This window comes from Frateuria sp. Soil773, assembly GCF_001428405.1.
Classification (GTDB): domain Bacteria; phylum Pseudomonadota; class Gammaproteobacteria; order Xanthomonadales; family Rhodanobacteraceae; genus LMSL01.
This window is the reverse complement of sequence record NZ_LMSL01000013.1, coordinates 1-26,982: the sequence shown is the minus strand read 5'-3', so window position 1 is coordinate 26,982 and position 26,982 is coordinate 1. Positions and strand designations below refer to the sequence as shown.

At 61.8% G+C, this 26,982-nt stretch carries 19 protein-coding genes; 12 read left to right on the top strand and 7 right to left on the bottom strand.

The window, feature by feature from the left end; genetic code table 11:
• Positions 1–104: 104 nt before the first annotated feature.
• The 3 genes from ASG87_RS06215 to ASG87_RS06200 all read right to left on the bottom strand — a co-directional run bounded on the left by ASG87_RS06215 (position 105) and on the right by ASG87_RS06200 (position 6,425).
• Complete coding sequence (locus ASG87_RS06215) at positions 105–2,156, bottom strand: alpha/beta hydrolase domain-containing protein (RefSeq protein WP_056002446.1); 2,052 nt, start codon at positions 2,154–2,156, stop codon at positions 105–107.
• A 702-nt stretch (positions 2,157–2,858) separates the two neighbouring features.
• Positions 2,859–4,079, bottom strand: coding sequence for a PQQ-dependent sugar dehydrogenase (locus ASG87_RS06205; RefSeq protein ID WP_056002440.1), 1,221 nt, complete (start codon positions 4,077–4,079; stop codon positions 2,859–2,861).
• 702 nt (positions 4,080–4,781) lie between these two features.
• On the bottom strand, positions 4,782–6,425 hold the full coding sequence (locus ASG87_RS06200; protein ID WP_056002437.1) for an alpha/beta fold hydrolase: 1,644 nt from the start codon (positions 6,423–6,425) through the stop codon (positions 4,782–4,784).
• A gap of 417 nt (positions 6,426–6,842) precedes the next feature.
• Here ASG87_RS06200 and ASG87_RS06195 point away from each other — a divergent pair, with 417 nt between their 5' ends.
• Positions 6,843–8,309, top strand: coding sequence for a PLP-dependent aminotransferase family protein (locus ASG87_RS06195; RefSeq protein ID WP_056002434.1), 1,467 nt, complete (start codon positions 6,843–6,845; stop codon positions 8,307–8,309).
• A gap of 479 nt (positions 8,310–8,788) precedes the next feature.
• On the opposite strand, the gene ASG87_RS06190 is transcribed toward ASG87_RS06195, so the two are convergent.
• The 3 genes from ASG87_RS06190 to ASG87_RS06180 form a co-directional block, all read right to left on the bottom strand.
• Complete coding sequence (locus tag ASG87_RS06190; protein WP_056002431.1) at positions 8,789–9,454, bottom strand: dihydrofolate reductase family protein; 666 nt, start codon at positions 9,452–9,454, stop codon at positions 8,789–8,791.
• A gap of 361 nt (positions 9,455–9,815) precedes the next feature.
• Entirely contained in the window at positions 9,816–10,115 is a 300-nt protein-coding gene (locus ASG87_RS20850) for a hypothetical protein (RefSeq protein ID WP_157510912.1), read from the bottom strand.
• Between the two features lie 176 nt (positions 10,116–10,291).
• On the bottom strand, positions 10,292–11,185 hold the full coding sequence (locus ASG87_RS06180) for a LysR substrate-binding domain-containing protein (protein WP_056002426.1): 894 nt from the start codon (positions 11,183–11,185) through the stop codon (positions 10,292–10,294).
• Positions 11,186–11,461: 276 nt separating this feature from the next.
• Between ASG87_RS06180 and ASG87_RS06175 the strand changes: the two genes are divergently transcribed.
• Positions 11,462–11,872 (top strand): DOPA 4,5-dioxygenase family protein, encoded by a 411-nt coding sequence (locus tag ASG87_RS06175; protein WP_235499582.1) that lies wholly within the window; start codon positions 11,462–11,464, stop codon positions 11,870–11,872.
• A gap of 105 nt (positions 11,873–11,977) precedes the next feature.
• Here ASG87_RS06175 and ASG87_RS06170 read toward each other — a convergent pair whose 3' ends face one another.
• Positions 11,978–12,457 carry a VOC family protein gene (locus tag ASG87_RS06170; RefSeq protein WP_056002423.1) on the bottom strand — a complete coding sequence of 160 codons (480 nt, stop codon included), beginning with the start codon at positions 12,455–12,457 and terminating at the stop codon, positions 11,978–11,980.
• A gap of 205 nt (positions 12,458–12,662) precedes the next feature.
• Between ASG87_RS06170 and ASG87_RS06165 the strand changes: the two genes are divergently transcribed.
• The 10 genes from ASG87_RS06165 (at position 12,663) to ASG87_RS19200 (ending at position 26,653) form a co-directional block, all read left to right on the top strand.
• Positions 12,663–13,700 carry an acetamidase/formamidase family protein gene (locus ASG87_RS06165; RefSeq protein ID WP_200949014.1) on the top strand — a complete coding sequence of 346 codons (1,038 nt, stop codon included), beginning with the start codon at positions 12,663–12,665 and terminating at the stop codon, positions 13,698–13,700.
• Entirely contained in the window at positions 13,691–13,972 is a 282-nt protein-coding gene (locus tag ASG87_RS20575; protein WP_200949011.1) for a hypothetical protein, read from the top strand. Before ASG87_RS06165 ends, ASG87_RS20575 begins: the two co-directional genes overlap by 10 nt.
• Before the next feature lie 1,751 nt (positions 13,973–15,723).
• Positions 15,724–17,901, top strand: a complete 2,178-nt coding sequence (locus ASG87_RS06155) for a cysteine peptidase family C39 domain-containing protein (protein ID WP_082582787.1) — start codon at positions 15,724–15,726, stop codon at positions 17,899–17,901.
• A gap of 37 nt (positions 17,902–17,938) precedes the next feature.
• Positions 17,939–19,117: an efflux RND transporter periplasmic adaptor subunit gene (locus tag ASG87_RS19230; RefSeq protein ID WP_162258325.1), complete on the top strand. Its 1,179-nt coding sequence runs from the start codon at positions 17,939–17,941 to the stop codon at positions 19,115–19,117.
• Positions 19,118–19,179: 62 nt separating this feature from the next.
• Positions 19,180–19,812, top strand: a complete 633-nt coding sequence (locus ASG87_RS19225; protein ID WP_235499580.1) for an ABC transporter ATP-binding protein — start codon at positions 19,180–19,182, stop codon at positions 19,810–19,812.
• Complete coding sequence (locus tag ASG87_RS19220; RefSeq protein ID WP_082582784.1) at positions 19,809–21,023, top strand: ABC transporter permease; 1,215 nt, start codon at positions 19,809–19,811, stop codon at positions 21,021–21,023. The genes ASG87_RS19225 and ASG87_RS19220 overlap by 4 nt, the downstream gene beginning before the upstream one ends.
• Before the next feature lie 32 nt (positions 21,024–21,055).
• A complete protein-coding gene (locus ASG87_RS19215) occupies positions 21,056–22,267 on the top strand; it encodes an ABC transporter permease (RefSeq protein WP_162258324.1) in 1,212 nt (403 codons plus the stop codon).
• Between the two features lie 20 nt (positions 22,268–22,287).
• Positions 22,288–22,908 (top strand): thioredoxin domain-containing protein, encoded by a 621-nt coding sequence (locus tag ASG87_RS19210; RefSeq protein ID WP_082582782.1) that lies wholly within the window; start codon positions 22,288–22,290, stop codon positions 22,906–22,908.
• Complete coding sequence (locus ASG87_RS19205; RefSeq protein ID WP_082582781.1) at positions 22,905–25,697, top strand: type 2 lanthipeptide synthetase LanM family protein; 2,793 nt, start codon at positions 22,905–22,907, stop codon at positions 25,695–25,697. The genes ASG87_RS19210 and ASG87_RS19205 overlap by 4 nt, the downstream gene beginning before the upstream one ends.
• A 20-nt stretch (positions 25,698–25,717) precedes the next feature.
• Positions 25,718–26,653, top strand: a complete 936-nt coding sequence (locus ASG87_RS19200; RefSeq protein WP_162258323.1) for a type II CAAX endopeptidase family protein — start codon at positions 25,718–25,720, stop codon at positions 26,651–26,653.
• The last annotated feature ends 329 nt before the right edge of the window (positions 26,654–26,982 follow it).

The window sequence follows — 26,982 nt, the reverse complement described above, 5'->3', positions numbered from 1 at the left end:
TCGCCCGACAGCCTGCAAACCGGGGGTAGCCCAAGCTGTCCCCGTTCTTTGATGCCCGCGATAACGAGATGAGGATTGATCTAGTTCATGCAGGACGGAACCCTCTATCTTGCAGTTGCGCCCCGCTTGCCGAGATACCAGTCGAACTTCATCGTATCGTCCCAGTGCCTTCCCATCTTCGCGAGGATGTCTTCGCGCTGGATCGGCAATAGGAATCGCTTGGCAATCGCGTTGTCGATGGCCGCCGCGGCGGCTTTCATGAAGCCTTCCCGGTTGCCGTAGCGTTCTTCGATGGACAGCCTGGGGTCGTGTGCGGCCAGGCGTTCGGCACGCGTGCGGGCGAACGGGATGAAGGCGCCGTTGAGGCCGGAAATGAAGCCGAAGCGTGCGAGTTCCGGCGACTTCCAGTTCCAGGCGGTGTAGGTGCCGAGCGGTACCGAGGACATGGGGCCGCGCCAACCGCCTAGTTCGTTGCCGTTGGCATCGACGGCAGGCACCAGCAGCGGGTATCTCGGGCCGACATGCACCGGCTCGGTGATGATGCCTTCGCGCGCGTAGTCGGGGCCCATGCCAAGCTGCCACAACGGCGGCGGATTGGTCGGCACGCGAATGCCCGGGATCGCCGGGAATTTCAGATCGGTCGCGGCGACGAGGGTCGAGCCCAGCACCGGTGCCATCGTCGGCGGCGGCGCGACGTTGTCGACCGCCCACTTGCGAAGGTTCTCGAGCTGGGCATTCATGCCGTCGGCCAGGTCGACATTGGCATTGTAGGGATAGGCTGCTTCCATGCCGGGCTGGGTGAACTGGCCCGGAAACTTCAGCGCGTGCGGCACGCCGGCAAAGTAATAGAGCCGGCTGTCCGCGCCCAGTGCGACCGGCTGCTTGCCATCGGTGGTGGTCTGCAGCAGCGACGCATTGCGCGCCCAGTAGCCGGAGCTGCTGAGGATGTACATGATCTTGGGTACGGTGTGGTCCCGCACCGCACGGTCCAGCAGGCCGGCGTGGCCTTTGCCATCGATATCCGGCGTCGGGACATCGGCGAAGGGATACAGGTCCACGGCGCGCAAGTTGCTCATCACCGAGTTGCCCGCCTCGCCAGGCAATGCGTAACGGTGGTCGAACGAGCCGCGGCCGGAGCCGGCGGTGGTGACGAGCATGCCGTCGAACACGCGCTGGCCTTCCGGCCCGGTGTTGAAACCGTGGTAGACGAAGTCGCGCAGGAAGCGCCCGCCCTGCGAGTAGCCGAAGGCAAAGACCGCGACGGCGTCGCCGGGGCGATCGTTGATGGCGGAGGGAATGTTCCTGCTCTTCAGGTGCAGCGCGAAATCACGGAAAGCCGCCTCGCCCAGGCCCATCACCGCCGCATCCTCGCCTTCGTAGACGAGGCTGAAATACGCATCCGCTGCCGCGGGTTTGTCCAGCACGATGGCGCAGCGCGCGTCGTTTTTCCTTTCGACCGACACGGGCGCGAAATGCCAGGACGTGCGCGGCACCACGGTGCCTGGATCGTCGAAGGCGGTGAGCGAACGAAGCACCGCCTTGGGTTGCTTGGCGTCGTGCGCGCAATAAAAGGCGTTGTATGCCAGGTCGAAGCTCTTGCGGTCCGGCGTCATGTCGTCGGCCGCGAAGGTGGCTCGCGCGGCGCTGTGCACGTGCGCCACGGGGACCTGGAGGCCGAACTGGTCGGGTTCCAACCGGGCCTGCCAGCCCACCCACGCCAGCGTATAGCCGAGCTTGAAGAAGGTCGGGTCCGTCAGCTTCCCGACCTTGTCGGGCGCCATCAGGTCCAGCCCGTCCTCGGTTTCGAAGAACACGCCGTCCATCTCCGTGCGCCCGCGGTTCGCCACCTCGATCAGCGTCGTGTGGTTTCCACGGGCGGCATCGACGGGACGAATGATCACGAACGGGCCGGAGTACTCGACCAGGCCGCGCGCGTCGCGCGGTGCGAAACGGATGTCGGCGACATCGCGCGCCGACGCTCTGCGCGGATCGATGGCGTAGTGGACGGTGCCGCGCAGCACCTCGTACGCGCCGACCTGGCCGAAGGACTGGCCGCCCACCCAGGGCTGCCGGCTCGTGACCTCGACGGACGTGACCTCGGCATGTGACAGCGAAGAGGCGAGGAGGCAGGCAAGCGGGAGAACGTATTTGCGCATCGCGGCACCTTGGCGGGAGACAAGTGGGCGAGATCGCGGCCCGGCCTGCGCCGGCCCACAACGGGCGTCATGCCTGGTTCAACCTCGCTGGGCGGAGGCTGGAAGCCTGGGTGGGCATGGTCAACCGGATTGCGACAAAAGCGGTTGGAAGGCGGATGAAGCGGCAAATTTGGCGATGGATCGCCAGCGGGTGGCGGCGGGGCCAGAGAGCGCAGCTAGCGCCTCATCGGCCTCGCGCGCCAGCCGCCGTCCGGCGACTACGCGCCGGACGATTCGACGTCTTCTCGACCATGGCCTGGCAATCAGAGGGGCGAGGACAATCGATCCGGCAGGTGGCCGAATCAATTGCCTCCGTCACCTGTGATCGCAGGAAGCGATGGACGCGGACGTGATTTTCTGGCCGCTCTTTTCGAGAGGCACCGCGAGGTCGCCCAAGCCCTGTCGAGTCGGCAGGGCAGGACGGTCGTGGACGCGATGCACGGTTTCGAGGGCCTGCCTTCAGCCGGCGTCGCCAAAGCCTTCCCCGATACCCAGTTCGCGTAGGGTTTCAACCCTCTGCCCGCGAGGACGCGGGCAACCGACCCAGGTGCCAAGGGCCGCCGCGGAAGTGGACAGACGATGCATGGCCGATGGTGATGTAGCCGCTGCGTGCCAGTGTGTGCCCGAAGCGGCGGCCGATCCGCCGGATTACTTCGGCCCGGATTACTTCGGCGTGAGGCGGAACAGGCCGCCGGGACTGGCATCCTCCAGCATCCAGAGCGAACCGTCCGGCGCCTCTTCGATATCGCGGATGCGCTTGCCGATCGTCCAGCGCTGGGCCGCGGTGGCGCCGCCCTTGCCGTCGAACGTGACGCGGACGATGCCCTCGCTGACGAGCCCGCTGAGCAAGGCGCTGCCTTTCCACTGCGGGAACATTCGGCCCTTGTAGAACATGAGATTGCCCGGCGCGATCACCGGCACCCAGTAGATCACCGGCTTGGTGAGGTCCGGCCGCGTATCGGGGCTGGGGATGGGGACGCCGTCGTAGTTGACGCCATAGGAGACCAGCGGCCAGCCGTAGTTCTTGCCGCGCTGGATCAGGTTCAGCTCGTCGCCGCCGCGCGGGCCGTGCTCCAGTTCCCACAGCCGGCCATCGGGACCGAAGGCGAGGCCGTAGGGCGTGCGGTGGCCGGTGGTCCAGGTTTCCGCCGGCGTCAGGTTGGGGCCGGGGAAGGTATAGGTGCTGACCACCGGCGCCGTCTTGGCTTTCTCGGTATCGGTCGGCGGATCGATCAGCGGAATGCTGCGGGCACCGACCTTGCCGGCCCACGGATTGCCCGGCGCGGGTTTGCCGTCCAGCGTCAGCCGCAGGATCTTGCCTTCCGGCTGGTCGGGATCCTGCGCGGGGGTGAAGCGCTGGCGGTCGCCCACCGTGAGGAAGAGGTACTTGCCGTCCGGCGAGAAGGCGATCTGGCCGCCAGGCTGGCCGCCTTTGCCGGTGGGCATCTGTCGCCACAGCACTTCGAAGCCGTCCAGTCGCGGCTGCTTGCCATCCAGCACGAGCCGGCCGCGGCCCAGCGCCAGGCCGCCGCCATAGTCGCCCGGTGCGACATAGGTGAGATACACATGGTGGTCGGTGGTGTAATGGGGCGAGAGGAAAACGCCCAGCATGCCGTTCTGGCCTTCGACATAGCTGGGCGGGACGCCGGCGATCTCGGTCTTGGCGCCCTGCGGCGTGACCAGTTGGACGCGGCCGACCTTCTCGGTCACCAGCATGCGGCCATCGGGCAGGAACGCGATGCGCCAGGGCAGGTCGAAGCTCGCCACCTTCGTGACGGTGAAGGGAAGGTCGGGGTCGGGTTTCTGTTCGCCTGCATTGGTTTGCGCGTGGGCGGCGCTTGCCAGCAGGGCCACAAGAAGGATCGCGTTCGCCAGCTTCGTCATTTGCATGTTCCTTGCGTCGGAATGAGCCGGAACATCTTAGAGTCTGTTCACGATCTCCAGGTATCCCCCCACAAACGTCATCCCAGCAAAGGCTGGGGATCCAGTGCCTGTAGGCCACTGGACGCAAAGGCANGCTGTTGAAAAGCGCCTCCTGCTTGACCGGCCCTGCGGCCGTTGAAAGCCGCAGGAATGACGACAAGGCGGTCGGATCGACCGATAGATCGTGAACAGTCCCTTGGTGCTCTGAAGCCGTCTTGGTGTGACGGCTTCCTTCCATTCAAGAGACCGGCGCGGGCCTGCGTCGCTGGGACGAGGGGGAGGGCTTTTATCCGGATTTCGCGGTGCGCTTGACGGGGTAGCCAGGTGCGCGCATGGCATTGCTGGAGATCGAGGACACCCATCCATGGGTGCCGGAAAATGAAGTGGACAAGAGTCGTGCCGTGCACCGCGGTTATGGCGCCGTATTCGTGGCGGGGGGGCAAGCGCGGCGAGAGGGATTGTCTTCCTGCGCGAGCTGGATGGGCGTTTGCAGAGTGCCGGCGCGTTCGGTGCCGACCGCTTGAGGTTCGCCTGAAGACGGTCGGTGGTGGAGAGGGCTCTACTGCATGTGTCGATCAGGCACGCAAGCCGATGAAAAAGAGAACGGAGGCAATCGGGTCCCTGTGATTGCCTCCGTCTCGGGAAAGCATCCGAACGCGGGACTCAGGGCACCAGCCGCCAGCTCACCTGGTGGACGTTCGGCGGCAGCGGCAGCCACCAGCCCGTCGCCGGGTGGCCGTATTCATACGTCACGGTGTCGTGCATGGCGAAGGAGTGCATCGGCTGGGCCTGGCAGACCACGTCCCACGAGGGCATGACGCCGGAGTTCAGGTAGGCGAATTCGGCGTTGGTGGTGCAGGCGTTGTCGTCGAACATGATGCCGTGGGTGGCGCCGTTGTTCACCAGCACCATCCGCGTGGCTTGGCCATTCATGTACCGGTCCTTGAACGCCTCGGAGTAGGGCGTGGACGGGTCGAACTCGTTCTGCACCATCAGGGCATGCACCCGGGTACGCGACTCCAGGGCGCGGTCGAGCGCCGGCCGCCACGGCCAGTGCTGGCACTTGTCCACCAGGGTGGAGGCGCCGATGGCCCAGTAGGTGCGCACGTCCCTGATCTTCTGCGCGATGCCGCGCGGATCGGTGGAGCCGGAGTCGTTGCACTGCAGGACGTCGGCCATGGGGTTGAAGCTGGGCTGGGTGCGCAGGTCGGCGTAGGTCATCGCGGCCATCTGCTCGGCGCTGGCGATGTGGGCCGGATCGCCGTCCAGCGCCGTGGACATCGCATTCAGCGACGGCGACACCATGAGATCCCAGAACACCCACATGCCGGTGCCGTCGAGCGCGCCCAGTGCCTGGTCCGGCGTCACGCTGCCCATGCGGTGCTGCGAGGTGGCCTGGTAGATCCGCTGGAAGGTGGCCATCACCTGCTGCGGCGTCGTGCCCATGCGGAACTGGTCGTCGTGCCGGGCGATGAACGGGATGAATGCCTGCTGCAGGTTGAGCTGGTCCATCGCCACCCGCGACAACGCCTGCCGCTGCCAGTCCAGGCGCATCCAGTTCATGTTGCTGTCGAGCACCACGCGCTCGAACCGGTCGGGGAACATGCGGTCCGCATAGGCCATGAGGCTGCTGCCGCTGGAGACGCCCAGCAGGTCGGCATGCTGGAAGCCCAGCACGGCGCGCACCAGGTTCAGGTCGCGGGCATGGTTGGGCGTGGTGATGCCCTTGAGGAAGGTCGCGTGCTGTTGCAGGCAGGGGCCGATCGAGCGGTTCCACCAATCCTGCTGCGCGCGAACGCTCGCGGCCGTGGGGTTGCGGCTGTCGCCGTCCATGAAGTTCTCGGCGCCGCTGCGCTGCGCGTAGTCGCAGCTCACCTGGGTGCCGAGGCCGTCGGTGATGCCGCGCAGATCGACGCCGACCACCAGGTGATCGACCTGGACCTGCGGCTGCAACTGCTCGAGCATCTCGGCCATGGAGGCGCTCGAATTGTCCGGGCCGCCCGCGTTCACCAGCAGCAGGCGGGTGTGGGGCGGCGGGGCGAGCGGCCGGGAGATGCCGATGGCGATGTCGCCCTGGCCTGGGTCGGACCAGTCGACCGGCACGGTGACCAGGGCGCACTGGATGGTGCTGCCGTCGGTGAACAGCGATGGCGGGCAACTGCCCCAGTTCACGGGTTGCTGGTAGTACCTGGCGTAGGCCGGGTCGTTCGCGTGATCGTCGATACCGCGGGCGCTGGAGAGGCCCGGGAGCGCCAGGCAGCCGATCAAGGCCAACAGCTTGTACGCAGACAAGGTAGAACGTTTCATCCTGGGGTTTCCTCGGTCAGTGGGTGTGTGCCGGACGCAGGCATCCGGCCATCGTGTCCGTTGCCGTCGCCATGGCGGCATCGCCTGGCCGCGCATGACCGGTGCGGCGGCGAAGGCGCGGGTGCGACGGGCGGCCGAAGGCGATGCCTTGCAACGGGGCCGCGCCGGTCCCCATGGCCGGAAACCGGGCGAAGACGGGCGCACTGGAGCGCCGGGGGCGGCGCCCGGTGTCGTATGGAATGGTCAATCGGGTTCTCCCCTTGCTGGGCTGCCCGTGGCGGGCGGTCGTGGCGGCGGGGCCGCGTGACCGTCGCCCCGGCCGGCCGTGGCATGATGATTCTTCAGGGCGGGCAAGGCGGTAAATGACCGGTTGCGGGCTTTTTCGATGTGACCACTTCGATCCGCCCGGGGGGATGGATGGCGAGCAGGCAGCAAAGCGACGAACCGATGTATGCCCGGATCGCCGGGTCGATCCGGCGGGACATCGGCTCGGGGCGTTTCCAGGCGGGGGCGCGCCTGCCCGGGAGTCGCTCGATGGCGGTCGCCCTGGGGGTCTCGCGCACGGTCGTGTTGATGGCGTACGACCAGTTGGAGAGCGAGGGCTACCTGGAATCGCAATCCGGCAGCGGCACCTATGTGAGCGCGCTTCCCGCCGGCGAGTCCGCGCGCGAGATGCGCGTGGAGGAGCCCGGCGAAGCACCGGAAGGTCCGCGACTGTCCCGCCTGGCCCGGCGGGCCGTGCTGCCTGCCGTATCCGAGTCGGACCCGCCAGCGCCCGAAGGGGAGGCGATCGATCTTGCGCAGCCGCGCGTCAAGTCCGACCCGCGCAGCCTCAAGGCGTGGATGCAGAACCTGACGGCGCTGCTGCGCCGCCGCGACGCCCCCGACTTCCCCGAGCTGCAAGGCGCCGTCGCGCTGCGCAAGGCCGTGGCCGGCTACCTGAGCGTGGAGCGGGCCATCGCGATCGACCCGGACGACATCCTGATCGTCAGCGGTGCCCAGCAGGCGCGCGACCTCATCGCCCGCGTCCTGCTCGACGAGGGCGACGGCGTGGGCGTGGAGGAACCCTGCCACTGGAGCGTGCGCCATACCTACGAGGCGGTGGGCGCGCGGATCGTGCCGTGCGAGGTGGGGCCGCACGGCATGGACATCGACCGCCATGCGGCGGCGCTGGACGGCGTGCGGCTGGTCAACGTGGCCCCGTCGTTCCAGTTCCCGACCGGCGTGGTGATGCCCGAGGAGCGGCGCAGGGCGCTCCTGCAATGGGCCTATGCGCACGGCGCATGCCTGGTGGAGGACGATTTCGATTGCGAGCACCGCTTCGGCGTGCGAACCCCTCCGTCGCTATGGTCGCTGGACCGCCACGGCCGGGTGATCCACGTGAGCAGCTTCGCGCGCTCCATGTTCCCCGCGCTGCAACTGGGCTACATGCTGGTGCCCCGTGCGCTGCGCGAGCGGTTCCTGGCGGTGAAGTGGCTGGCCGACCGCGGCAGCATAGCGATGCAGCAGCACGTGCTCGCCGCATGCATCGCCAGCGGCCAGTACCTGCGCGACCTGCGGCGCATCGCCCACCGCCTGGCGCCCCGCCACCGGGCCCTGCACGCCGCGCTGCAGGCGCGTCTCGGCGATGCCATGGAGGTGGCCGGCTCGGTGGCGGGAGGATCGCTCTTCGTGCACCTGCCCCGGTTGCCGCGCAGCGCCACCGGGGCATTGGTGGCCGAGGCGCTGGCGCGCGGCGTGCGCATCCGCTCCGCCGAACGCTTCCACCGGACGCCGCCCGATCACGTCACGCTGGTGCTCAGCTATGCCGGGGTATCCGAGGCGAACCTCAAGCGCGCCGCGGTGCGGCTCGCGGAGGCGTATCTGGCGGTGGTTGATCGTTGAGCTTGCCGTGGCGGCGGACGGTATCTACCGCGCACGGCGGTCGACTGAGGAATAGCTGGATCGGGGGCCTTGCTTTGGATTTGGCATCCGCGCGTGTACCCGGCATGCCCGGCGGCCGCATGCTGGCGCCGGGCGATCAGTCGTTGCGCCCGGTTTGCCGATCCTTGAGCTTTCGCCGCAAACGCCGGTTCTCGCGGGACAGGCCGAGCACGACCAAGGCGATGAGCACAAGGGCGCTCCATTCGACGCCCAGGTAGTGCACTCCTTGCGATGGCGTGCAGGAACATTCCGATGCTAGCCGAATGCCATGCCGGATCTACGATCTGGCGCGCAAAGTCGTATAGGAATTGGTGGCGAAGATATTAAGGGTTGAGGCTGTGCCTGCACGCTCCGAGGTGATCCGGTACGGCGCACGACCTGCTGTAGCTGGTTGCGTGATGGCCGCGGGGGGCGCCCGACGCCAATCGCGCGCGGACGGTTCAAGCCGGCCGGTAGACGAGCGCCATGACGCCGGAGGCGAAGGGTGTGGCGCTGACCATGCGCAGGTCGACAGGGTTGCGCAGCGCGGAGAACAGCGGCTTGCCCTGGCCCAGCACGACCGGATGGATGCCGAGTCGGTATTCGTCGATGAGGCCGGAGGCGGCGAGGCTTTGGGCGAAGCTGGCGCCGCCGTGCGCGAGGATGTAGTTGCCCGGCTGTTCCTTCAGCCTGAGGATTTCCTCCGCGAGATCGCCGCTGGTCACCGTGGGGTTGGCCCATGACTCAAGGACCGCCGCGGTCGGCGTGGCGCCGTGACGTTCCGCGTTGCGCGCCTTTGCCTCGGCGAACGCTGCGGTCGTGCCGTCCGCGTGCGCGCCTTCCTTGAGTCCGCTTCTGGAGAAAATGATCTTGGGAATGTCGTTCATCGGCGGCGCGATCGGCATCTCCGAATAGGGCCAGAACGCCGCCATGTCGTGATAGCTGCGGCTCCCCATGATGTGCACGCCGGCGCCGCGAAGCGTATCGAGCACCCAGGCCGTGGAGTCGGCGCCGCCCGACGAGCGGAATATCCAGTCGGCTTCGCCGTTCGGTCCGCAGACGAAGCCGTCCAGGGAGACCGACATCTTCAACACGAGTTTTCTTTGGGATGCCGCTGCGGTAGCCATGATCTCTCCGTGGGTGTTCCGATGCTTGGTGGAACCGGGATGCCGAGGTCGATTCGGCCTCCATCCATAGCAACGACGAACGGTGTCAGCGCATTTCGACACGCTTCGACACATGGGCGCAAAGAGCCCGCAGTGGGCCGATGCGGAGCCGAGGGGCGGGAAAGCGGTAGCGCATGTCCGGAGGCGAGGCGCCGGGTTCCGTGTGACTCCCGCGTGCGGCGGGCTGGCGCTTGCGTGCCATCGGCCCGGGCAAGGCAGCCAGGGCGCGGTCGATCGGGACAGGAGGCAGGAGGGCGCTTTCCGGACTGCGCGCAGGCTTGGCCGATCCTGGCTCAGTCGATCCGGCTCAGTCGATCCCGGCTCAGTCGATCCTGATCGCGGACGAAGCGGGCGCGGGGCTGGAGTCGACCGATGGCGCGGGTTTGGCTGATGCGGGCGCGGCCGAGGTCGAGGACGCGGCCGGCATCGTGGCCCAATGCTGGCTCTGGATGTCCGTGTTCTTGCCCAGCATGGCGTCCCGGGATTTCTCGAACGACTTGTCGGCCTTCGCCGGAGCCGGGGATGTGCTGGGCGCGGGCTCGGTAGGTGCTTCCTTGGCACGGTCGGCATGGCAGCCGGCCAGGCAAAGCGCCGCGACGAAGGTGAGGGTGGCCGTTTTCATGGCTTTTTCCGCGGAGTGCGATCCGCGGATGCTTGCGCAGGGAAGTTGAACCGGACGTCAATGAGGCTCCGGGTTCAGTGGCGGGCGACGGCGCAGGTTGAGTAGCCCTTCGGCCATTGAAAAGCGCCTCCGGCTTTCGCCGGAATGACGGCGGCGGGGTCGATTCGATCTGCCGGCTACGACGGCACGCCGAACCGCGCCACCAGGAAGTCGATCGCGCTGCGCACCTTGGCGGTGGGATACAGGTCCTGGGGATAGATCAGGTACATCGGCGACGGGGTGAGCGACCAGCCGGGAAGCACCGGCAGCAAGCGGCCTGCGGCGAGATCGTCGGCGAGTACGGGCTCGGGTTGCAGCACGATGCCGATGCCGGCCAGCGCGGCGATGCGCAGGGCGTTGCCCTGGTTGGCGGTGAACCGTCCCTGCACGGTGACGGCGCAGGCGGCGCCGTCCGGGCCGACCAGTCGCCAGCGATCCGACCGGCGCCAGTAGGAAAGGCCGAGGCAGGCGTGGCCGGCGAGGTCCTGCGGGCGTGCAGGGTGCCCGTGCCGCGCGAGGTAATCGGGCGACGCCGCGAGCACGCGGCGGTAGGGCTGCAAGGGGCGCGCGACCAGGCTGGCGTCGGCGACGTCGCCGATCAGGATACCGAGCTCGTGGCCGCTGTCGGCCAGGCTGGGGCGGCGGTTGTCGAGGGTGAGTTCGACGTCCACCTCGGGATGCTGCGCCATGTATTCGGCCAGTGCCGGCACCAGGCGATGGCTGCCGAAGCTGACCGGCGCGACGATCCGCAGCCTGCCGCGCGGACTGGCCTGCAACTCCGACGCGCTGGCCTCGGCATGCGCCACTTCGGCCAGCGCCTGCTTGCAGCGCTCGTAGTAGAGGCGGCCGACGTCCGAGAGCTGCTGTCGCCGGGTGGTGCGGTGGAGCAAGGTGGCGCCGAGCCGCTGCTCGATCGCCTTGACGTGCTTGGCCACCATGGTGGGCGTCACGCCGCTGGCCTCGGCGGCGGCCGCAAAGCTGCCGGCCTCGACCACGCGCACGAACATTTCCATATTGGCCAGGGTGCTCATGATTCCAAACCCGATGGTTGGGGATGGGTCGAATCATCCTCTGTTTATCGCCTGCCGGTAAGGCGACATCCTTGCCGCCCGTCGATGCGGCGCGTGAAGGAATCCCCCATGCCCAACCTTCTCCTGGACATTCCGAGCCTGGTTGCGGAAGCATTCCGCCGTGAGCGCGAGCCGGACGCAGCGGGCCGGCGACCAGGCGCGGCGCCGGCGCGAACCGGCGCACCGCGGGCGGGCCCAGGGATGCCCACGGGCCATTCATCGAAGCGGGAGGCCCCCATGAGCGAGTCGGACATAAGCGCGGCGAAGGCGCCTTACCACGCCCACATCTATTACGACGCCGCGAGCCGGCCCCGCGCCGAGGAGGCGCGGCGCAACCTGTGCGAGGCCATGGCCGGCAACGACTGGCCGCACCTGCGCTTCGTGGGCTCGCTGAGGGATGCGCCGGCAGGACCGCACCCGTTGCCGCAGTTCGAGATCCACTTCACCCGCGATGCCCTGGCCGAGGTGCGGGCGTTCATCGCGGAGCGTGGCCTGCGCGCGCTGATCCACCCGCTGACCGACGACGACCTGGCCGACCACACCACCCTGGCCGAATGGATGGGCGAGCCGCTGCCGCTCGATACCGCGACGCTGGACCCGCCCGGCAGGAACCAGGGCGTGCCGCGTTTCGGCATCTCGGATTTCTGACCGGCGCGGCGGGCACGCCCGGCGAACCGCCCGACGAACGGGAGCGGGCACGTTTTCTTGCCCGATTTCCGCTCCCGCCCTGCCGGGAGGCTGGCAGGGCCGCCGTCAGCCGCGCACGGCCGCCTCGATCGCGGCGATGTCGATCTTGGTCATCGTCATCATGGCGTCGAACGCGCGCTTCGCCGCGGCGGGATCGGAGCCCATGACCGCATCGGTCAGGGCGCGCGGGCTGATCTGCCACGACAGGCCCCACTTGTCCTTGCACCAGCCGCAGGCGCTCGGCTGGCCGCCGTTGTCGATGATGGCGTTCCACAGGCGGTCGGTCTCGGCCTGGTCGTCGGTCGCCACCTGGAACGAGAACGCCTCGGTGTGCTTGAACATCGGCCCGCCGTTCAGGCCCACGCACGGGATGCCCATCACGGTGAAATCGACCGTCAGCACGTCGCCCTGCTTGCCGTCGGGGTAGTCGCCGGGCGCGCGGTGGACGGCGCCCACGGCGCTGTCCGGGAAGGTCTTGGCGTAGAAGGTCGCGGCATCCAGGGCGGTGCCGTCGTACCAGAGGCAGATCGTGTTCTTGCTGACCATCTCGGTTCTCCAGGTTCAGGGCGGGCGAGGGTGCCGCCTCCCTTCGACGAATGGAGGGAGCGCGGATCGACACCATGCCATTCCTTGCGCTGCGCGAGCCACACATTGATTGACTACGCATGTAGTCATGGACTAGTGTGACTACACTTGTAGTCATGCCGGTTGGCGGCCGGGCGGCGGCCGACGGCGCTGCCGGAGCGGATCGATGAACCACGCGCGCCTGTGCTGCTGCCTCCTATGGCTTGGGCTGTCGTTTCCTGCATGGGGCGCCGCTCCCGTCCACGAGAGCTGGCGCGTGCGGATGGACCTGTGGGGCAACGCGAGCTACCAGGCGCTGGAACTGGAACGGCAAGGCGAAACGTTGGGCGGTACCTTCGGCGGCGATCCGCTGACGGGGACGTGGCGGGGCGCCGCGATCCGCTTTTCGTCCACGGATGCGCGAGGCGCCACCTGCGTGCTCGATGGCACGGTGCGCGGCGCCGGCATGACGGGCTCGGCGGACTGCCCCGATCCCAATCGCGCGGGCCGGCGGGTGCGCTACCCGTTCACGGCCTCGCGACTGCCCGGGCGCCCGGCAGGCGGGCCGCGCATCGTCGACTTCACGCCCACGCGGTACGCGAACGTGTTCTCGGCCGACCTCGAACCCGTGCTCACCCTGTGGCCGGGCGACACCGTGCGCACGCGGACCGTGGATTCCGGCGGCGTGGACGAGCATGGCGTCACCCGCGCGCTGTTCGGCAACCCGCAGGTGGGGCCGTTCTACATCGCCACCGCGCGGCCGGGCGACACGCTGGCGGTGCACATCCGCCGCCTGCGGCCGAACCGGGACTACGCCGACAGCCTGGACAGCCTGGTGGGCAGGGCCACCGCCACGAGCCTGGCCGGCGATGCGGCGAAGCTGGGCAAGCCGGTGCGCTGGACGCTCGACCGCGCGCATGGCCGCGCCTTTCCGGCGGAGGCGGGCGGCGCGCTCGCCGGTTTCAGCGTACCCCTGCGCCCGATGCTGGGCGGCATGGCGGTGGCGCCCGGGTTCGGCGCGCCGCCCCTGTCCACCGGCGACACCGGCCCCGGCGGCGGCAACATGGACTTCAACCAGCTCGTGGAAGGCAACACGGTCTACCTGCCGGTGCAGCAGCCCGGCGCGCTGCTCTACTTCGGCGACGCCCACGCGCTGCAGGGCGACGGGGAGACCTCGCAGTACGCGCTGGAGACGTCGATGGAGTGGAGCTGTCGGTGGACGTGATCCACGGCCAGTCCATCCCGATGCCGCGGGTGGAATCGCCGACCCAGCTCATGGTGCTCGGCCAGGCCGGCTCGCTGGACGAGGCGGTGCGCGCGGCGACCGCGGGCATGGTCGCGTGGCTGGCGCAGGCGCATGGGCTGTCGCTGTCCGAATCGGCCCAGGTGCTGGGCAGCGCGGTGCACTATTCGATCGCCAACCTTGCCGGCCGCAGCGTGGGCGTCGCGGCCACGATCGACAAGCGCGTGTTCGCCGAGGGGCGCGGCGGGAAGTGAGCCGGCGCTCACCAGGCTGGAACCTCGGAGCCTGTTCAAAATCTCCAGTCATCCCCATTGACTGGCACCTCCCATTGACAGGCATTCCCCATTGAAACGTCATCCCTGCGAAAGCTGGGATCCAGCGCCTATGGCTTTCGGAGCATCCCGTCACCGGCTTGACTCGCTGCGCTGCCCCTTCGGGGCCAGCCTGCGGCTTTTCAACGCCCGCAAGGCTCGCGTTTGTCCTGCTTGACCGCCCTGCGGCTATTGAAAGCCGCAGGGATGACGGGGTTGCGCATAACCCGGGATTCCGGTCCGGCGGATCGGCCGTGAACAGGCCCTCAGTGCGACGGCCCGAACCAGGCGGCCAGCGCGTCTTCGAGTCCCCGGCCGGTGCCGTCGCCGACGCGCCGAGGGCCGGAAGCTCCCACCGGTCCGTGCAGGTGGCGTCGATGCGGTCGATCCGGTCGGCCCAGGGCCCGGCGTGGAGGCTGCCGGGCTTGCCGAGATTGAGCAGCAGCGGGCGGGCCGCATGCTGCAGGGTATACGTGCGCTGCGGACCATTGGCAGTGACGGGACTGCCTCGATCGCAGATTCAAGACCGCCAGCATGTAAGGGCGACGCGCGTGCTTGAGGTCGACCTTCCGGCCTTTCTGGCGCATCGGGATGCGGATGTGGCGCGCATCATCGTAGCGCACGCGCGCTTGGGCTATCTCCTGGATGAGCCGGGTCGGCGGCGCTTCCTGCAGCGGACGCTTGGATCGATATGCCTGCGTTGCCTGCGATTGTTTCAATGCCGTGCAGTTACGCCAAATGCTCGCCCCATAGCTCTTCCGAAAATAGCCGACCAACGCTTTGTGCTGCGTCGATCGCAGGGCTTCTTGAAGAACATCCTGCAGTATCGCCCTGTCCGGGCTCAGCCTCGGCATGAGTTGCTTCGACTCGCGGCCCTCTTCTTCCAGCCGTCGTAGCCGGCGCAATTTCCGGTTGCAGGACGCCGCTTCGGAAATGCCCATCCTTTTGGCGCACGTACGATATCGATGTCCCGGCTTTACTCTGGCGCAGAGCAGAACACGATCTCCTCTCGACGAAACCGTCTGCTCTCGTTGGGGCAATTGCGCCAGATTCCTTTACGGCACCGTTTTTAGGGAAGGGCAGGATCAGAGCTTTACCCCCTCGCGAAAGCGGCAAGATGTGGCGGTCCGGACGCCGATCACCCGGAAAACGCCCCAAGCCGGCACCGCTATGTTGATCGAGGTGGCGGCGCGACTGAGGCGCAATCCATAGACATTCTGGACCGCCATGGAAAGGTAACGGACCTCACGGCCAGTGTTGTTTATCGGCCGGCAGCATCGCTGCAGGGTTCGAGTCGTTCCGAGCGAGCAAGCGGGCGAGGCACCATTCAGCAGTGCCTGCCTCCTGCCGGACCGCAGTTACATAGCCGGATTGACAGACCCGGGGATGCGCTCAACAGCCTGTCAAGTCCCATTTGACGGAGAGGCCGAGTTGTACATTATGATGGGGGGCCGGTCGCTTTCGATCGGCGAAACTACCAAAGGAGTGAAGTTCCGATGAATATCGAAGCCAAGAAGGCTGTAGCTATGGAGCAGGTCGTACCCATGGCGCAGGAATTGTCGGATGAGAACCTCGACCTCCTATTCGGAGGGCTGATGGCTCAAATATGCGGGTGTGGTTGGCTTTGTTCCTACACCGGCGAGTGTGGTTGCTCTAACGGGCATTCCATTTGCGGTTGCTGATCTAGCTCCATCATGATCATGCGGTCGCAGGTTTCCTGCGGCCGCATTCCAGGTCATCCTCACATGGAGTGTGAACGCTCAATGTTCAAGCTGAAGCGAAGGAAGCCCATAGTTCGTTTCGTAAGCCAAACGGACAGATCTGATTGCGGTCATGCTTGCTTATGCATGGTTCTTGACGTCAACGGTATTCGCACAAACATATATGAAATCAAGGCACTATACCCCTCTGGCGGTATGGGTCTTTCAGCGCGTCAGTTAATCGAGGCCGCGCGCCAGCAAGGGGTTTTCTTCAAGGCATATCGAGCGACCCATCCAGGCATAAAGCCGATCACGGCCATAAATGGCCCTTTCATTGCTCACTATTCGCACGAGCATTATGTGGTGGTGGTTGGCGTGGATGCTGATCGCGTGCATGTGATGGATCCCGCCAATGGCCCTCAAGAGCTGAGTCATTCGCAATTTTTGTCTTTATGGAGCGGGGTCTATTTCTCCGTCGAAAAGGTGACTTCGCCCGGTTCCGGCGGAAGGCCTTATGGCCTTATGGAGGAGGTCCTGGGCTTTCTGCGCAACCACCATTCAGCATGGGCATTAATGGTATTTGTGGCGCTGATCACCGGTGTTACGGCTGTCACGATTCCATGGCTGCTAAGTAAGGCGCTGACACTATTTGCTTATGGCTCAGGAAGCCTCATTGATGCCTTGATGCTGGGATTTTTGGCGATGCTCGCCATGCTCGTATTCGCCCAGTGGCTGCGATCCCGTGCTTCGGTATACATCCAGGTTGCCTGTGACAAAGTTCTTACCAAGCGATTTATCGCAAAGATCATGTCACTGCCTTTGGCCGTATTCACCTCGATATCTCCCGGCGACTTCATTTCCCGGATTAACGCACTGGTTTCCGTTCGTGATTTTTTGACTTCGCGCATCGGAACTTTACTGGTGGATGCGATCATCATTCTCGCCACTATGATCGTTCTTGCGATGCAAAGCGTATACATAGTGTTCGCGTTCGTCGGGCTGTCGCTGCTGACGTGTGTGGTCCTAATGTCTCTTAGGGGGCGGCTGAAGGTGGTTGTCGCCAAGGAGGTTTCCACCTATACGCGTTATTACGAGTGCACGACCGAGACCCTGGGGTCCGCCGTTGATATAAAAGCGACAGGCAAGGAATCTGCATTCGAACGCCGTTGGAACAAGCATTTCGATGCGCACCAGACCGCCATTGAAGCCCGCGGTAGACTCGGTGCAGTTATCGAGGCCGTCTATGCTTATCAAGAGCGCGTGGTTCCGATTGCATCGCTTCTTATTGTTGCTCTGCTTTCGTCCAAGGGAAGCATCCAGGATACACAGATGTTCCTGGCATACTTTCTAATGATTTGGACTGCGCCTTCGCTACGCGGCCTACAAGCATTCGCAATGCAGCTGGTCGCAACGAGCATCAACAATGAGCGCATTCGCTCCATTACTAGCCTGGATCCACAGCATATTCCCAAGCATGCGATGGTAATGAGGTCTGATGTCGCGGAGATCGATACGGCTGTCGAACTGGATTCCGTTACGTTTTCCTACCGCGGCACCAGTTCGCCGATTATCGATCAACTGAATGGTACGTTCAAGGCAACTGGCTTGAAGGTGATCATGGGACCTTCTGGCTGCGGTAAAAGTACGCTATTACGACTCATGGCTGGTCTACTTGCCGCAGACAAGGGGCGCGTTATCGTATCTCATCCTGAACTCCAACCCGATAGACCGGTGATCGGCTATCTGAATCAACATCCGACCCTGTTCGCCGGAAGCATCACTGAGAACATATCCGTTTTCGAGGACCACCCGGACTTGGGGCGGGTGCAAGCCTGTGCCATGCAGGCTCGTATCCATGATGAAATCATGATGCTCCCGGATCGGTACGATTCACGCTTGGCAGATCGGGGCGGAGAACTTTCGTCGGGTCAGCGTCAACGTATCGCCTTGGCCCGACTGTTCTATTCCAATCCCCACATTTATCTCCTGGACGAGTTCACCAGCGATTTGGATAGTGAATGCGAACAATCAATCATCCAGAACTTAAGGAACATGAAGTCGCTGGTCATTATCGCAACGCATCGTATGGGCTGGATACGGGAGGGGGATTTTGTGATGGATCTAGGGAAGAAGCGGGAAAGCTCCAGTTCCACATGTCCGGCACTGGTATGAATGTATGCGAATGAGTAGATCAAGGCTGATTGCAAGTTTGCTGCTCGCACTTGTCTTTGTCATTGGTTCCGTTTTTTTATATTCCTCGAAGAGCGAAGATGCAGCGGCGAAGATTGGCTATCAGAGCGCTGTGGCGAAGTCGCGTGATATCGTTTCTACCATTATCGCTGATGGAAAAGTGGAATTCGAAAGTCAAGTTGCTGTCTCATCCGAAGTTATTTCAAAAGTAGAGTCGGTGCTGGTGAAGCCCGGTGATGTCGTTACTAAGGGACAGGTTCTCGTTCTGTTGGATGACAAACAGATCAAGGCTCAGGTTTCGCAGAGTCAATTCAGCCTGGACGCTGGCAGGAGTGAGGCTGCAAAGGCACGCGTAATGCTCGAATTGGCCAAACAGAAGTTGTCTCGCATGAAGGGCCTCATAGACAGGCATTACATCTCGCAGGATGATTTGGAAACGCAGGAGAATCAGGTTCTACAGGCCAAACAGTCACTGAGAACAGCGATCGCCAATCAGGAACTGGCTCGGGCCTCACTTGATGAAAGTCAGGAGCTACTGCGTAAGACCGTAATCCGCGCGCCCATCGCGGGTACGGTCTTATCCGTAGACACCACGGCCGGCGAGACGGCCGTCCCAAGCACACAGTCCTTTGCAGGTACCGCACTCGTAAAAATCGCGAAAATGGGACAGCTGCTCATAAAGGCCGACGTTGGCGAGGCTGATGTAAATAGGATTAGCATCGGAGAGCACGCGAAAGTCTATTTCCCTGCGCTAAATGGCGTAGCCATGAACGCCCGCCTCGTGCGCATTGCGCTTGCGGCGGATACGAACAGTGGCAATGGTACCGGCACAGGCGCGTCACCTGGGAGTGGTTCCGTTAATTTTCCAGCGACCTTTGCGCTAACTGACGTAGATGCCAAAGGAATCCGCACAGGCATGAGTTGTCGCGTCGAGCTTGCGCGCCGCAATGGCAATGAAGGGATGGTTTCTGTGCCGGTTCAAGCGATTCGCCCTGCAGCGGGTGGCGCGGAAGACCAGTTCATTGTCTGGAAGATATCTGGAGGTGGAGAGATTGCGCCGGTGAAAGTCGTGCTTGGTATCGCCGATGACACCTACCAAGAAGTCTCTGGCCTGAAAAGCGGCGATCGCGTGGTGACTGGGCCAGCTGATTTCCTGAATCAACTGCGCGATGATCGACTAGGACATAATCGGAAATGACCGCGGCACGAGTGATTAGACTTGATGATGTTACTCGAGTCTATAAGCATGGACTGGCCCAAGTGGAAGCGCTTAAGGGAATAAGCCTGAGTGTCGATGAAGGAGAGTATCTGGCTATTGTAGGTTCTTCTGGTTCTGGCAAGTCGACGCTAATGAATTTGATTGGATTGCTCGATCGTCCGACGTCGGGCATTTACAGCCTCAATGGGATGCGTGTTGACAAACTGCACGACCGTGAGTTGTCAGCCCTCCGAAATGGACACATCGGATTCGTTTTCCAGAGCTTTCATCTGTTGCCACGGATGACGGCGATTCAAAACGTGATGTTGCCGCTTAGCTACCGAGACGTCAGCCGAAGGGATGCAAGAGCACTCGCGACTAGTGCGTTGCGAACGGTTGGTTTAGGAGGGAGGCAAGAACATAAGCCGAACGAGATGTCCGGTGGCGAATGCCAAAGAGTCGCCATTGCCCGGGCACTGGTCGGCCGGCCTCGGCTGATTCTCGCCGATGAGCCTACAGGAAATCTGGATTCCGAGACCACTGAAGAGATCATGCTGCTTTTCGAGGAACTGGTCGCGATGGGCAATACACTGCTGATTGTGACTCACGAAAATGATGTCGCCCGTCGAAGCAACCGCATCGTACGTATGCGAGATGGACGTATTCTCGAGGACTTCAGGAAAGAAGGGCTGTGATCATCCGGTGGACCAATAGTGTTGCCGATGCCTTGCTGTCGCTGCGCGTCCACTGGCTTTCGACAGCCTTTGGACTGGTCTCAGTCGCCGCTGCAGTGGCTGCATTTTCGACAACGCTGCTAGTCAGTGGGGCCATGACTGATGTGCTCGGAAAGCGTTTTGAGTACCTCGGCCGGGATGCCATGACCGTATCGGTGGCTGATGGCGAAAACCACAACCTGCCGATGAGCATTTCGACGTACCGTGCTCTTGCGAGAATAGCGGGCATCTCTGCAATCGCACCGATAATCGAATTGTCAGGTAAAAATTCACGCGCATCCCATGGCAAGCATTCTGTGGTAACTCAGGCGATTGCAACTACCTCGGATTACTTTCGCGTCAGTTCTTTGTCATTAAAATTTGGGCGTGGACTCGCGGTTGCCGACGATCAACGAGCGACCAAGACGTGTGTAATCGGAAGCGAGCTCGCCGCCAGACTTGGATTACAAAATAATCCATTGGGTCAGTACATGCAATTGGGTGAGGCAAGTGTGCGTGTCATCGGGGTTCTTGCGCCGACGATGGAGTCGGGTAAGTTCATCTCACTTGATTATGTCGTCATCATTTCCATGGAGACTGCACGCGCAATCGGGGTAGATACGGGTCAAATCGACCGCGCGCTGGTGATGCCCTCGAATACAGCCTTTGCCGGTGACCTCAGAGACAGGATGGCACGCTTAGTGAGCACACGGGAATGGGCCGAGAAGGGAAAGGGGGGGCTGTCTGCTCGCGTGGAAACGCGGGATCAACTGATCAAGGCGAGCAAGGAAGCGAGCGAGAAGCAGGGTCTAGTGGTATCGCTCATTGCGTCACTGTCGTTGCTCGTCTCCAGCATTGGCATTATGAATGTTGCCTACCTCGGCGTAACAGAGCGTTTTCGCGAAATTGGCCTGCGGAGGGCTGTTGGCGCGTCCTCGGTCGGGATTCAGCGGTTGCTGTTGATTGAGTCGCTCTTGGTATCGATTGGGGGGGATTTTATCGGGATTGGTATCTCCATGCTGGCGGCGCAGCCCGTTGCCAGGCTGTTTGGTATTCAACAGGCCCTGCCGCTGGATTTTTCAAAAATCGGTCTGGTCAGTCTGCTTGCGATTGGAATTACGGTCGGATTCTGTCTTGCCCCCGCACGGCGGGCAGCGACCGTAGATCCTGTTGCGGCCCTGCGCTCGGACTAAAAAGTTCTCGTATGTCAGGACGACTTCATAGCATGCTCCAAGGGAACGCCACGGCTCTTTTTCGCCTCTATCCGATGCGAGCGGCTTTGGCGGTGCTGAGTATTGGCATTGGCGTTGCAGCAGTCGTGGTCGTACTTGGCCTTGGCTATACGCTTCGAGCCTCGTTGACCGATACATTTCGACACCTCAATTCTCGTTCTATCATCGTGCGTGGCGACCCCAGCTATGATGCGATTCGTCTGGGCAATTCCATTGGCCTCACAATGGCTGATCTCCAGGAGCTGTCAATTCGCCTGGACCAAGCCATTGCGGTTGCTCCTAAGGTTCGATACGGGGGCTGGAAGACTCGTGTGTCGACAGCCGAGCGCACGACCAGCACCGTATTGTACGGGAGCACGTATGCCTTAGCGGCCACTGGCGAGATTGATCTTGAGTCGGGCCGGTTTCTAACGATTTCAGATGAGAGGTCGCAGACGAACGTCTGCGTGCTCGGTAAGAGCGTGGCTGTCAAATTGTTTTCAAGCCAGGATGCATTGGGATCCTACGTCCATGTAGGGGAAGTATGGTGCCGAGTGGTCGGAGTCCTTCGAGGTAAAGGTTCAGCCCTGGGGTTTGATTACAGCGACGAGATCCTCGCGCCGCTCAGTGTCGTGCAAAGGCTCCCAGATGCGGACTCACAGATGGATCTGGAGATCCACGTACTTCTCCCGTCCAGCATTTCCGATCGGGAGTCGGCATCGCGAATCCAGTTCGTCATTCATCGCGGTCGTCAGGCCGAAAATCGTTCCGGCGGGCCATTTATCGTAATCACTGGCGAGGCGTTAGGAAATTATCTTGACGCATCCTTGAAGCCGGTGAGGCTAGGGCTGCTCGCACTGGTTTTGATCACGCTCCTAATTGGCGGATTGGGCATTATGAGCGTGATGTTGTCGACGGTCCGCTCAAGGACCGCAGAAATCGGACTCCGACGCGCCATCGGCGCATCGCGTGCAGAGATCTTTATACAATTTTCTGGTGAGGCAATGGCGATAGCCCTTGCCGGCGGAGTGGTGGGCCTCGCTCTGGGATTGACTATCCAGTTCATCATAGTGCTTTTGACGCCGTTTTTCGGTCATTTCATTATGCCCTTTTCATCCGTTGCAACCGCTTTGTTGGCAGCCATGTGTGGGGGCATTTTCTTTGGGACCTGGCCGGCTTTAGTTGCTGCGCGTATGGAGCCAACGGATGCGCTCAGGAAGCGATAGGCACCATTAAGGGAGGGGGTATGAAAAAATTCTTGGTCGGCCTTTTTATTATTGGTTTTGGCGTCAGTTTTATCGCAGTAATGGGCTACGTTCTGGTCCGGACTGGCCACGCTGCCCCAATGAGTTCTTTGGATACCCGAGAAGTTCTTTCAGATGGGCTGCAGACGGCACCCAACGAATTGATTATTTTCTCGGATTATCTATGCCCGGCATGCAGGCGATTCTTTAATGAGGTAACCATGCCGGTATTGCGCCCAATGGTCAAGTCGGGTCGTTTGCGGATCGTATTTGTCACGTTCCCGATTCGGCCGGGTTCGACGAATGTCTCCAGGGTGCTTTTGTGCGCGATTAAGCGTAAACGGACTTCGCTGTATGCAATTTATGACCATGTGTATAACGCCGATTATCAGCGCAGGGATATGGCGTGGATTGCCAATGATCTTGCCGATGCCCGGCTTGTTGAGGGTGATGCCGGCGCATTGTTAACCTGCGCGAAAAGCGAGGCTACAATCAAGGAAGTCGATCGCTATAAATACGATGCCATACTGCATGGTATTGGTGAGACGCCCACCGTGGCCCTGAATCGGGTTGTGCTGGAGAATCCGTGGAACATCAAAAGACTTAAGGAAGAGCTCAAATGATAGAAGTGTCCCCCCGGCCTTCATTGCGCTCACTGAAGCACGAATGCGATCTGGACAAATACTACATCGCACATTTTCAGTGGACGCGCCTTGCGGATGCCATCGAGCGCAGTGTCGAAACCACGAGAGACCTTCCGCCCAGTTATATGGACTGTCTGCGTCGAGGTGTGGCCTCGTACTTGACGCAACGTGTGTGCTGGTTTTTCCAGAAGGTCTTTGTCTATGAGCTCAATCAGTTCACGGGTAGTGCCGATGACGAGGAGTCCTTCAATCGATATCTGACCCATTTGAGTAGTCTGCCGATTCAGGAGGAAATGGCGCTTCGCTACGCACCGCTATGCACCCGAGTACAGTTGTTCCTCGATAATTTTGTCCGGTTCGTACACGAACATATCCAGCATTGGCATAGTGACAAGCAGGAGCTTATCGATGCGGGATTTGCACGCTCGAACAGCCCGGACGAAATCAATTTTGGCTTGGGCGACCCGCACCGGGGCGCTAAGTCCACTATCAGAATCGTATTTGGCGCGGATACACTTTATTATAAGCCAAGATCGTTGCAGCTCGATCGATTGTTCGCAGAATTTCAAAAACACGCCGCGCCATGGATGAAGTGTTTGGAAACCATCGTTCGCGACGGTTATGGTTGGCAGAAGGGCATTCGCGTCAGCCACCCCTCCGGAGAGGACGCTGCGAGAACCTTCTTTCGGCATGCGGGCTCTGGTCTGGCTATTTTATATCTTCTCTCTGGCACTGACTTTCATAGCGAAAATTTGGTATCGGACGACGATGGTTGCCCGTATTTCGTGGACATGGAAGCCCTGTTCACGAACCGCAACTACGTCGAGCCTCCCAGGCGCGACCCAGTACAACGTACATCCGCAGAAAAAGAGTTTCAGAATCTGATCAAAGACTCCATTTTTTCGGTCGGACTCGTCCCATATACACTTGATCGGGTTGGAGCCTTCGCAGGAATCGTGGATTCCACCGATGCAACTGCCCCTGTGTCGAGAGAGGTGGCTGTTGCGGAAAAGCGCGGAAACATGCATTTGCGCAGGTCGTCTGAGTCGATACAGATCGAGAGCGCCGTACCCAGGATTGAGGGTGTCTTGGCCAATGCCAAGGATTTCATAGATGATCTCGTGGATGGCTTCTCCTCAGCCATGCGTCTCACCGTTGAACACAAGGTCGAGCTGCAGGGACTACTGAGCGCCTCCTCGTGGCATTCGAGGCAGATATACCGCAATACCTACGTGTATTTCCTATTCCTCGCCGAGAGTACGCATCCGTCGATTGCTTCAAAAGAGGATGGCTTTGCGGAGCTGATGACGAAGTTGGTGCGTGAGCATTCGGTTAAACCGTTTCTGTCGCGGACTTTCGATGCCGAGCTGGAGCAGATGTACGCTTTTGATGTGCCGCTTTTTTTGACCCGGGCAGATGAAACCGCGGCGTACTGTGGGACATCGCGATTCGATGATTATTTCACGATGCCCGTGATGAGCGATATTTATCGCAAGATCGATAGCATCGGTGAAGATGCCATTGATTTGCACGTCGATTTTTTACGCAGGACCTACGCGGCAGCACATCATTTGCCGCTGACTGCATCCGGGGAAAGAGCCGCTGTTCGGTCGATTGCCGATACGCTCGCTTCGCGTGCAATTCTCGGCGCCTCAGATGGTTCCTTGACCTGGATGTATTCTCCTCCGGTAGACGCGTCCAGTGATAAGGTGGCTGTGACCGTCTTGGGTCCAGATCTCTATTCAGGCATGGGGGGGATGTTGTGGTTCATCTCCGAGGCTGCCTATGCGCTGGGCGATGCCACTTTGCATGCTTTATGCGAAAAGGTACGTTCGAGCGTATGCATGCACCTTAAGCAGCGTGCTGGGTTCTATCGTGCTGGAGCGATGACGGGATATCAGGGGCTTGTATGGGCGCTTGCCCAAGATGCGCTCCGCCATGGCAACCACCGGGATTGGATGCTGTGGAAGCGCGAGTTGTGCAGCGAGTCGTTTTTCGAGGGGGTCGTGTCGTGTGACGTCGTCGATGGGCTTGCCGGTTGCGTATTGCAATTGTTGGCGTTGCACGAAATGTCCGCTGACCAAGATTTGCTGGAACGTGCCGGTGAACTGGTCAGACGCGTACTGGCCCATTCTAGGATCGGGGCGTCATCGGGACTGTATTGGGAGTACGCTGCAATGCAGCGCCCGTTACTGGGCTTCGGCCATGGTGGAGCTGGCATAGCCTTTGCCATCAATGCTTATGCTGGTGCAATACATGACGAGGTATTGCAGGAAAAGGTTGTAGATATCTTCAATTTCGAGGATCAGTATTTCAACGAGAAGATGGGGCTCTGGCCGGACTTAAGAATTGGTCCTGACCGATATACTACGTCCTGGTGCAATGGGCTGGCCGGACACGTTCAAGCACGGCTTCATTGCTACGGCGTATTGACGTCACGACAACGAGAGATCACGCTTATGGCGGCTGAAAAGCTCATGTTCTATGCTGCCGAAGGGGATAACGATTCGCTCTGCCACGGTACACTCGGAACCGTGGAGGTCCTCCGCGAAGCGGCGATAGTGTTGAAAGATCCCAGGTTCTCCGATGTTGCCAGCGATGTGATTGATTGCATTAGCCAGCGCGGAGTATTTCGTTCGGGATGGAGTACGGATCAGGCGAATCCAGGTGTCATGGTTGGAATTTCCGGATATGGCATGACCAAGTTGCGTATGCTTGGCGTCGGCGCTCGTTCGCCGTTGACATTCATGATTGCACCGCGTCATTGATTGCTAGGGAGTGCGGCAACGTGTCCTGGAAGCATTTTTTCTGTTACGAAGAGCCCCTGTTACCTATTTGGAAGCGTATTTTCCTGCGTTCACCAGCATCCAGATTGCTATGGTTCGCTGGACTCCTGCTTATAGCTAGTGGCGTACTGCACGTCGCGTACGTATTGCTGGGGGTCGCCGGCTCGAGCGGGCATGGCATCACTTTCTTTCCGGGATTCATCGAGCGTATCGTACCGCCACTTTTGGCCTACCTTGCCCTTGTCGTATTCATCGAACGCCGTCGTATAAACGTAGGCACATTCAGGCTCTCTTTAATTGGAAGAAGCGGCATTGCGCTTTTGTGCGGGGCGCTACTGGCCGGAACGATTTTCCTGACGATATTGGGGCTAAAGGGCGCCACTTTGACAGGCTGGCGAGAAGGGGTTCCTTGGATTGAGACAATTCTCGTTTACGGCTTGACTACATCCGTCGGCGAGGAAATCGTGATGCGTGGCGTGATTTTCAATACGCTGGATGAAGGGGCCGGCCCTTGGGTGGCGTTCGCGGTCTCCATACTGATTTTCTGCTTGACCCACTTAACCAATCCGCATGCGACTGTGTGGAGTGCCATCGCATTTACTGTCCAACACGGCCTTCTGGCTCCAGCGGTCTATCTTTTTGTTCGTCGTTCCTTGACGGTCAGTATCGCCGCACACATGGGGTGGGCGGTCGTACAAACATGCTTGCTAGGAAAGTATGGCCTGATTGCCTACCAGACGCGCGGGCCTACGTGGCTGTCCGGAGGCCCGGTATTTGGTGAGCAGGCATCGATCATTTCTTCGATTTTGTGTATCGTCGTTGCCGGTCTGCTTCTGGGCATGCATTCGAGGAAGGCCGCGTGCGCGACGCTGGAAGACCTTTCGCGACAGCCTCCTAGCGGTAAGGCCGCAACGCCGCTTGCTGGTCCGGCAGCGTGACCAGCAGCGTCATGGGATCGAGCAGCAACGGACCGAAGCCGAGTCGTTCGTAGAAAGCCTTGGCGCCAGTTGAAAGCCCATGCACTTGCAGGCGGCGAGCGCCAAAATCGCATCGGCGGCCTGGACGAGACGACAGCCGGCGCCCCTTGCAAGGCCTTTCTCCTGTTGCGATGAGTCGGCTCGTAGCCTTCCTCGTCAAGTAGCGCACTCGAAAGGAGAAGTTTGCCGCTTGCAGTGTTCGCGAAAGACACTCGGTGGCAGGTTGTCGAGTGACTCATGCGGCCGTTCTTGGTTGTAGCGTTGCAGCCAGGTATCGGTGATCTCGCGCA

Bases quoted from the DNA above. Each gene is read 5' to 3' on its own strand.
- ASG87_RS06180 (WP_056002426.1), bottom strand. From the start codon at position 11,185: ATGAGCACCCTGGCCAATATGGAAATGTTCGTGCGCGTGGTCGAGGCC.
- ASG87_RS19205 (WP_082582781.1), top strand. From the start codon at position 22,905: ATGATAGAAGTGTCCCCCCGGCCTTCATTGCGCTCACTGAAGCACGAA.
- ASG87_RS19215 (WP_162258324.1), top strand. From the start codon at position 21,056: ATGCTCCAAGGGAACGCCACGGCTCTTTTTCGCCTCTATCCGATGCGA.
- ASG87_RS06170 (WP_056002423.1), bottom strand. From the start codon at position 12,457: ATGGTCAGCAAGAACACGATCTGCCTCTGGTACGACGGCACCGCCCTG.
- ASG87_RS20850 (WP_157510912.1), bottom strand. From the start codon at position 10,115: ATGAAAACGGCCACCCTCACCTTCGTCGCGGCGCTTTGCCTGGCCGGC.
- ASG87_RS06175 (WP_235499582.1), top strand. From the start codon at position 11,462: ATGAGCGAGTCGGACATAAGCGCGGCGAAGGCGCCTTACCACGCCCAC.
- ASG87_RS06165 (WP_200949014.1), top strand. From the start codon at position 12,663: ATGAACCACGCGCGCCTGTGCTGCTGCCTCCTATGGCTTGGGCTGTCG.
- ASG87_RS19210 (WP_082582782.1), top strand. From the start codon at position 22,288: ATGAAAAAATTCTTGGTCGGCCTTTTTATTATTGGTTTTGGCGTCAGT.
- ASG87_RS06200 (WP_056002437.1), bottom strand. From the start codon at position 6,425: ATGAAACGTTCTACCTTGTCTGCGTACAAGCTGTTGGCCTTGATCGGC.
- ASG87_RS06205 (WP_056002440.1), bottom strand. From the start codon at position 4,079: ATGACGAAGCTGGCGAACGCGATCCTTCTTGTGGCCCTGCTGGCAAGC.
- ASG87_RS06195 (WP_056002434.1), top strand. From the start codon at position 6,843: ATGGCGAGCAGGCAGCAAAGCGACGAACCGATGTATGCCCGGATCGCC.
- ASG87_RS06190 (WP_056002431.1), bottom strand. From the start codon at position 9,454: ATGGCTACCGCAGCGGCATCCCAAAGAAAACTCGTGTTGAAGATGTCG.
- ASG87_RS06215 (WP_056002446.1), bottom strand. From the start codon at position 2,156: ATGCGCAAATACGTTCTCCCGCTTGCCTGCCTCCTCGCCTCTTCGCTG.
- ASG87_RS06155 (WP_082582787.1), top strand. From the start codon at position 15,724: ATGATCATGCGGTCGCAGGTTTCCTGCGGCCGCATTCCAGGTCATCCT.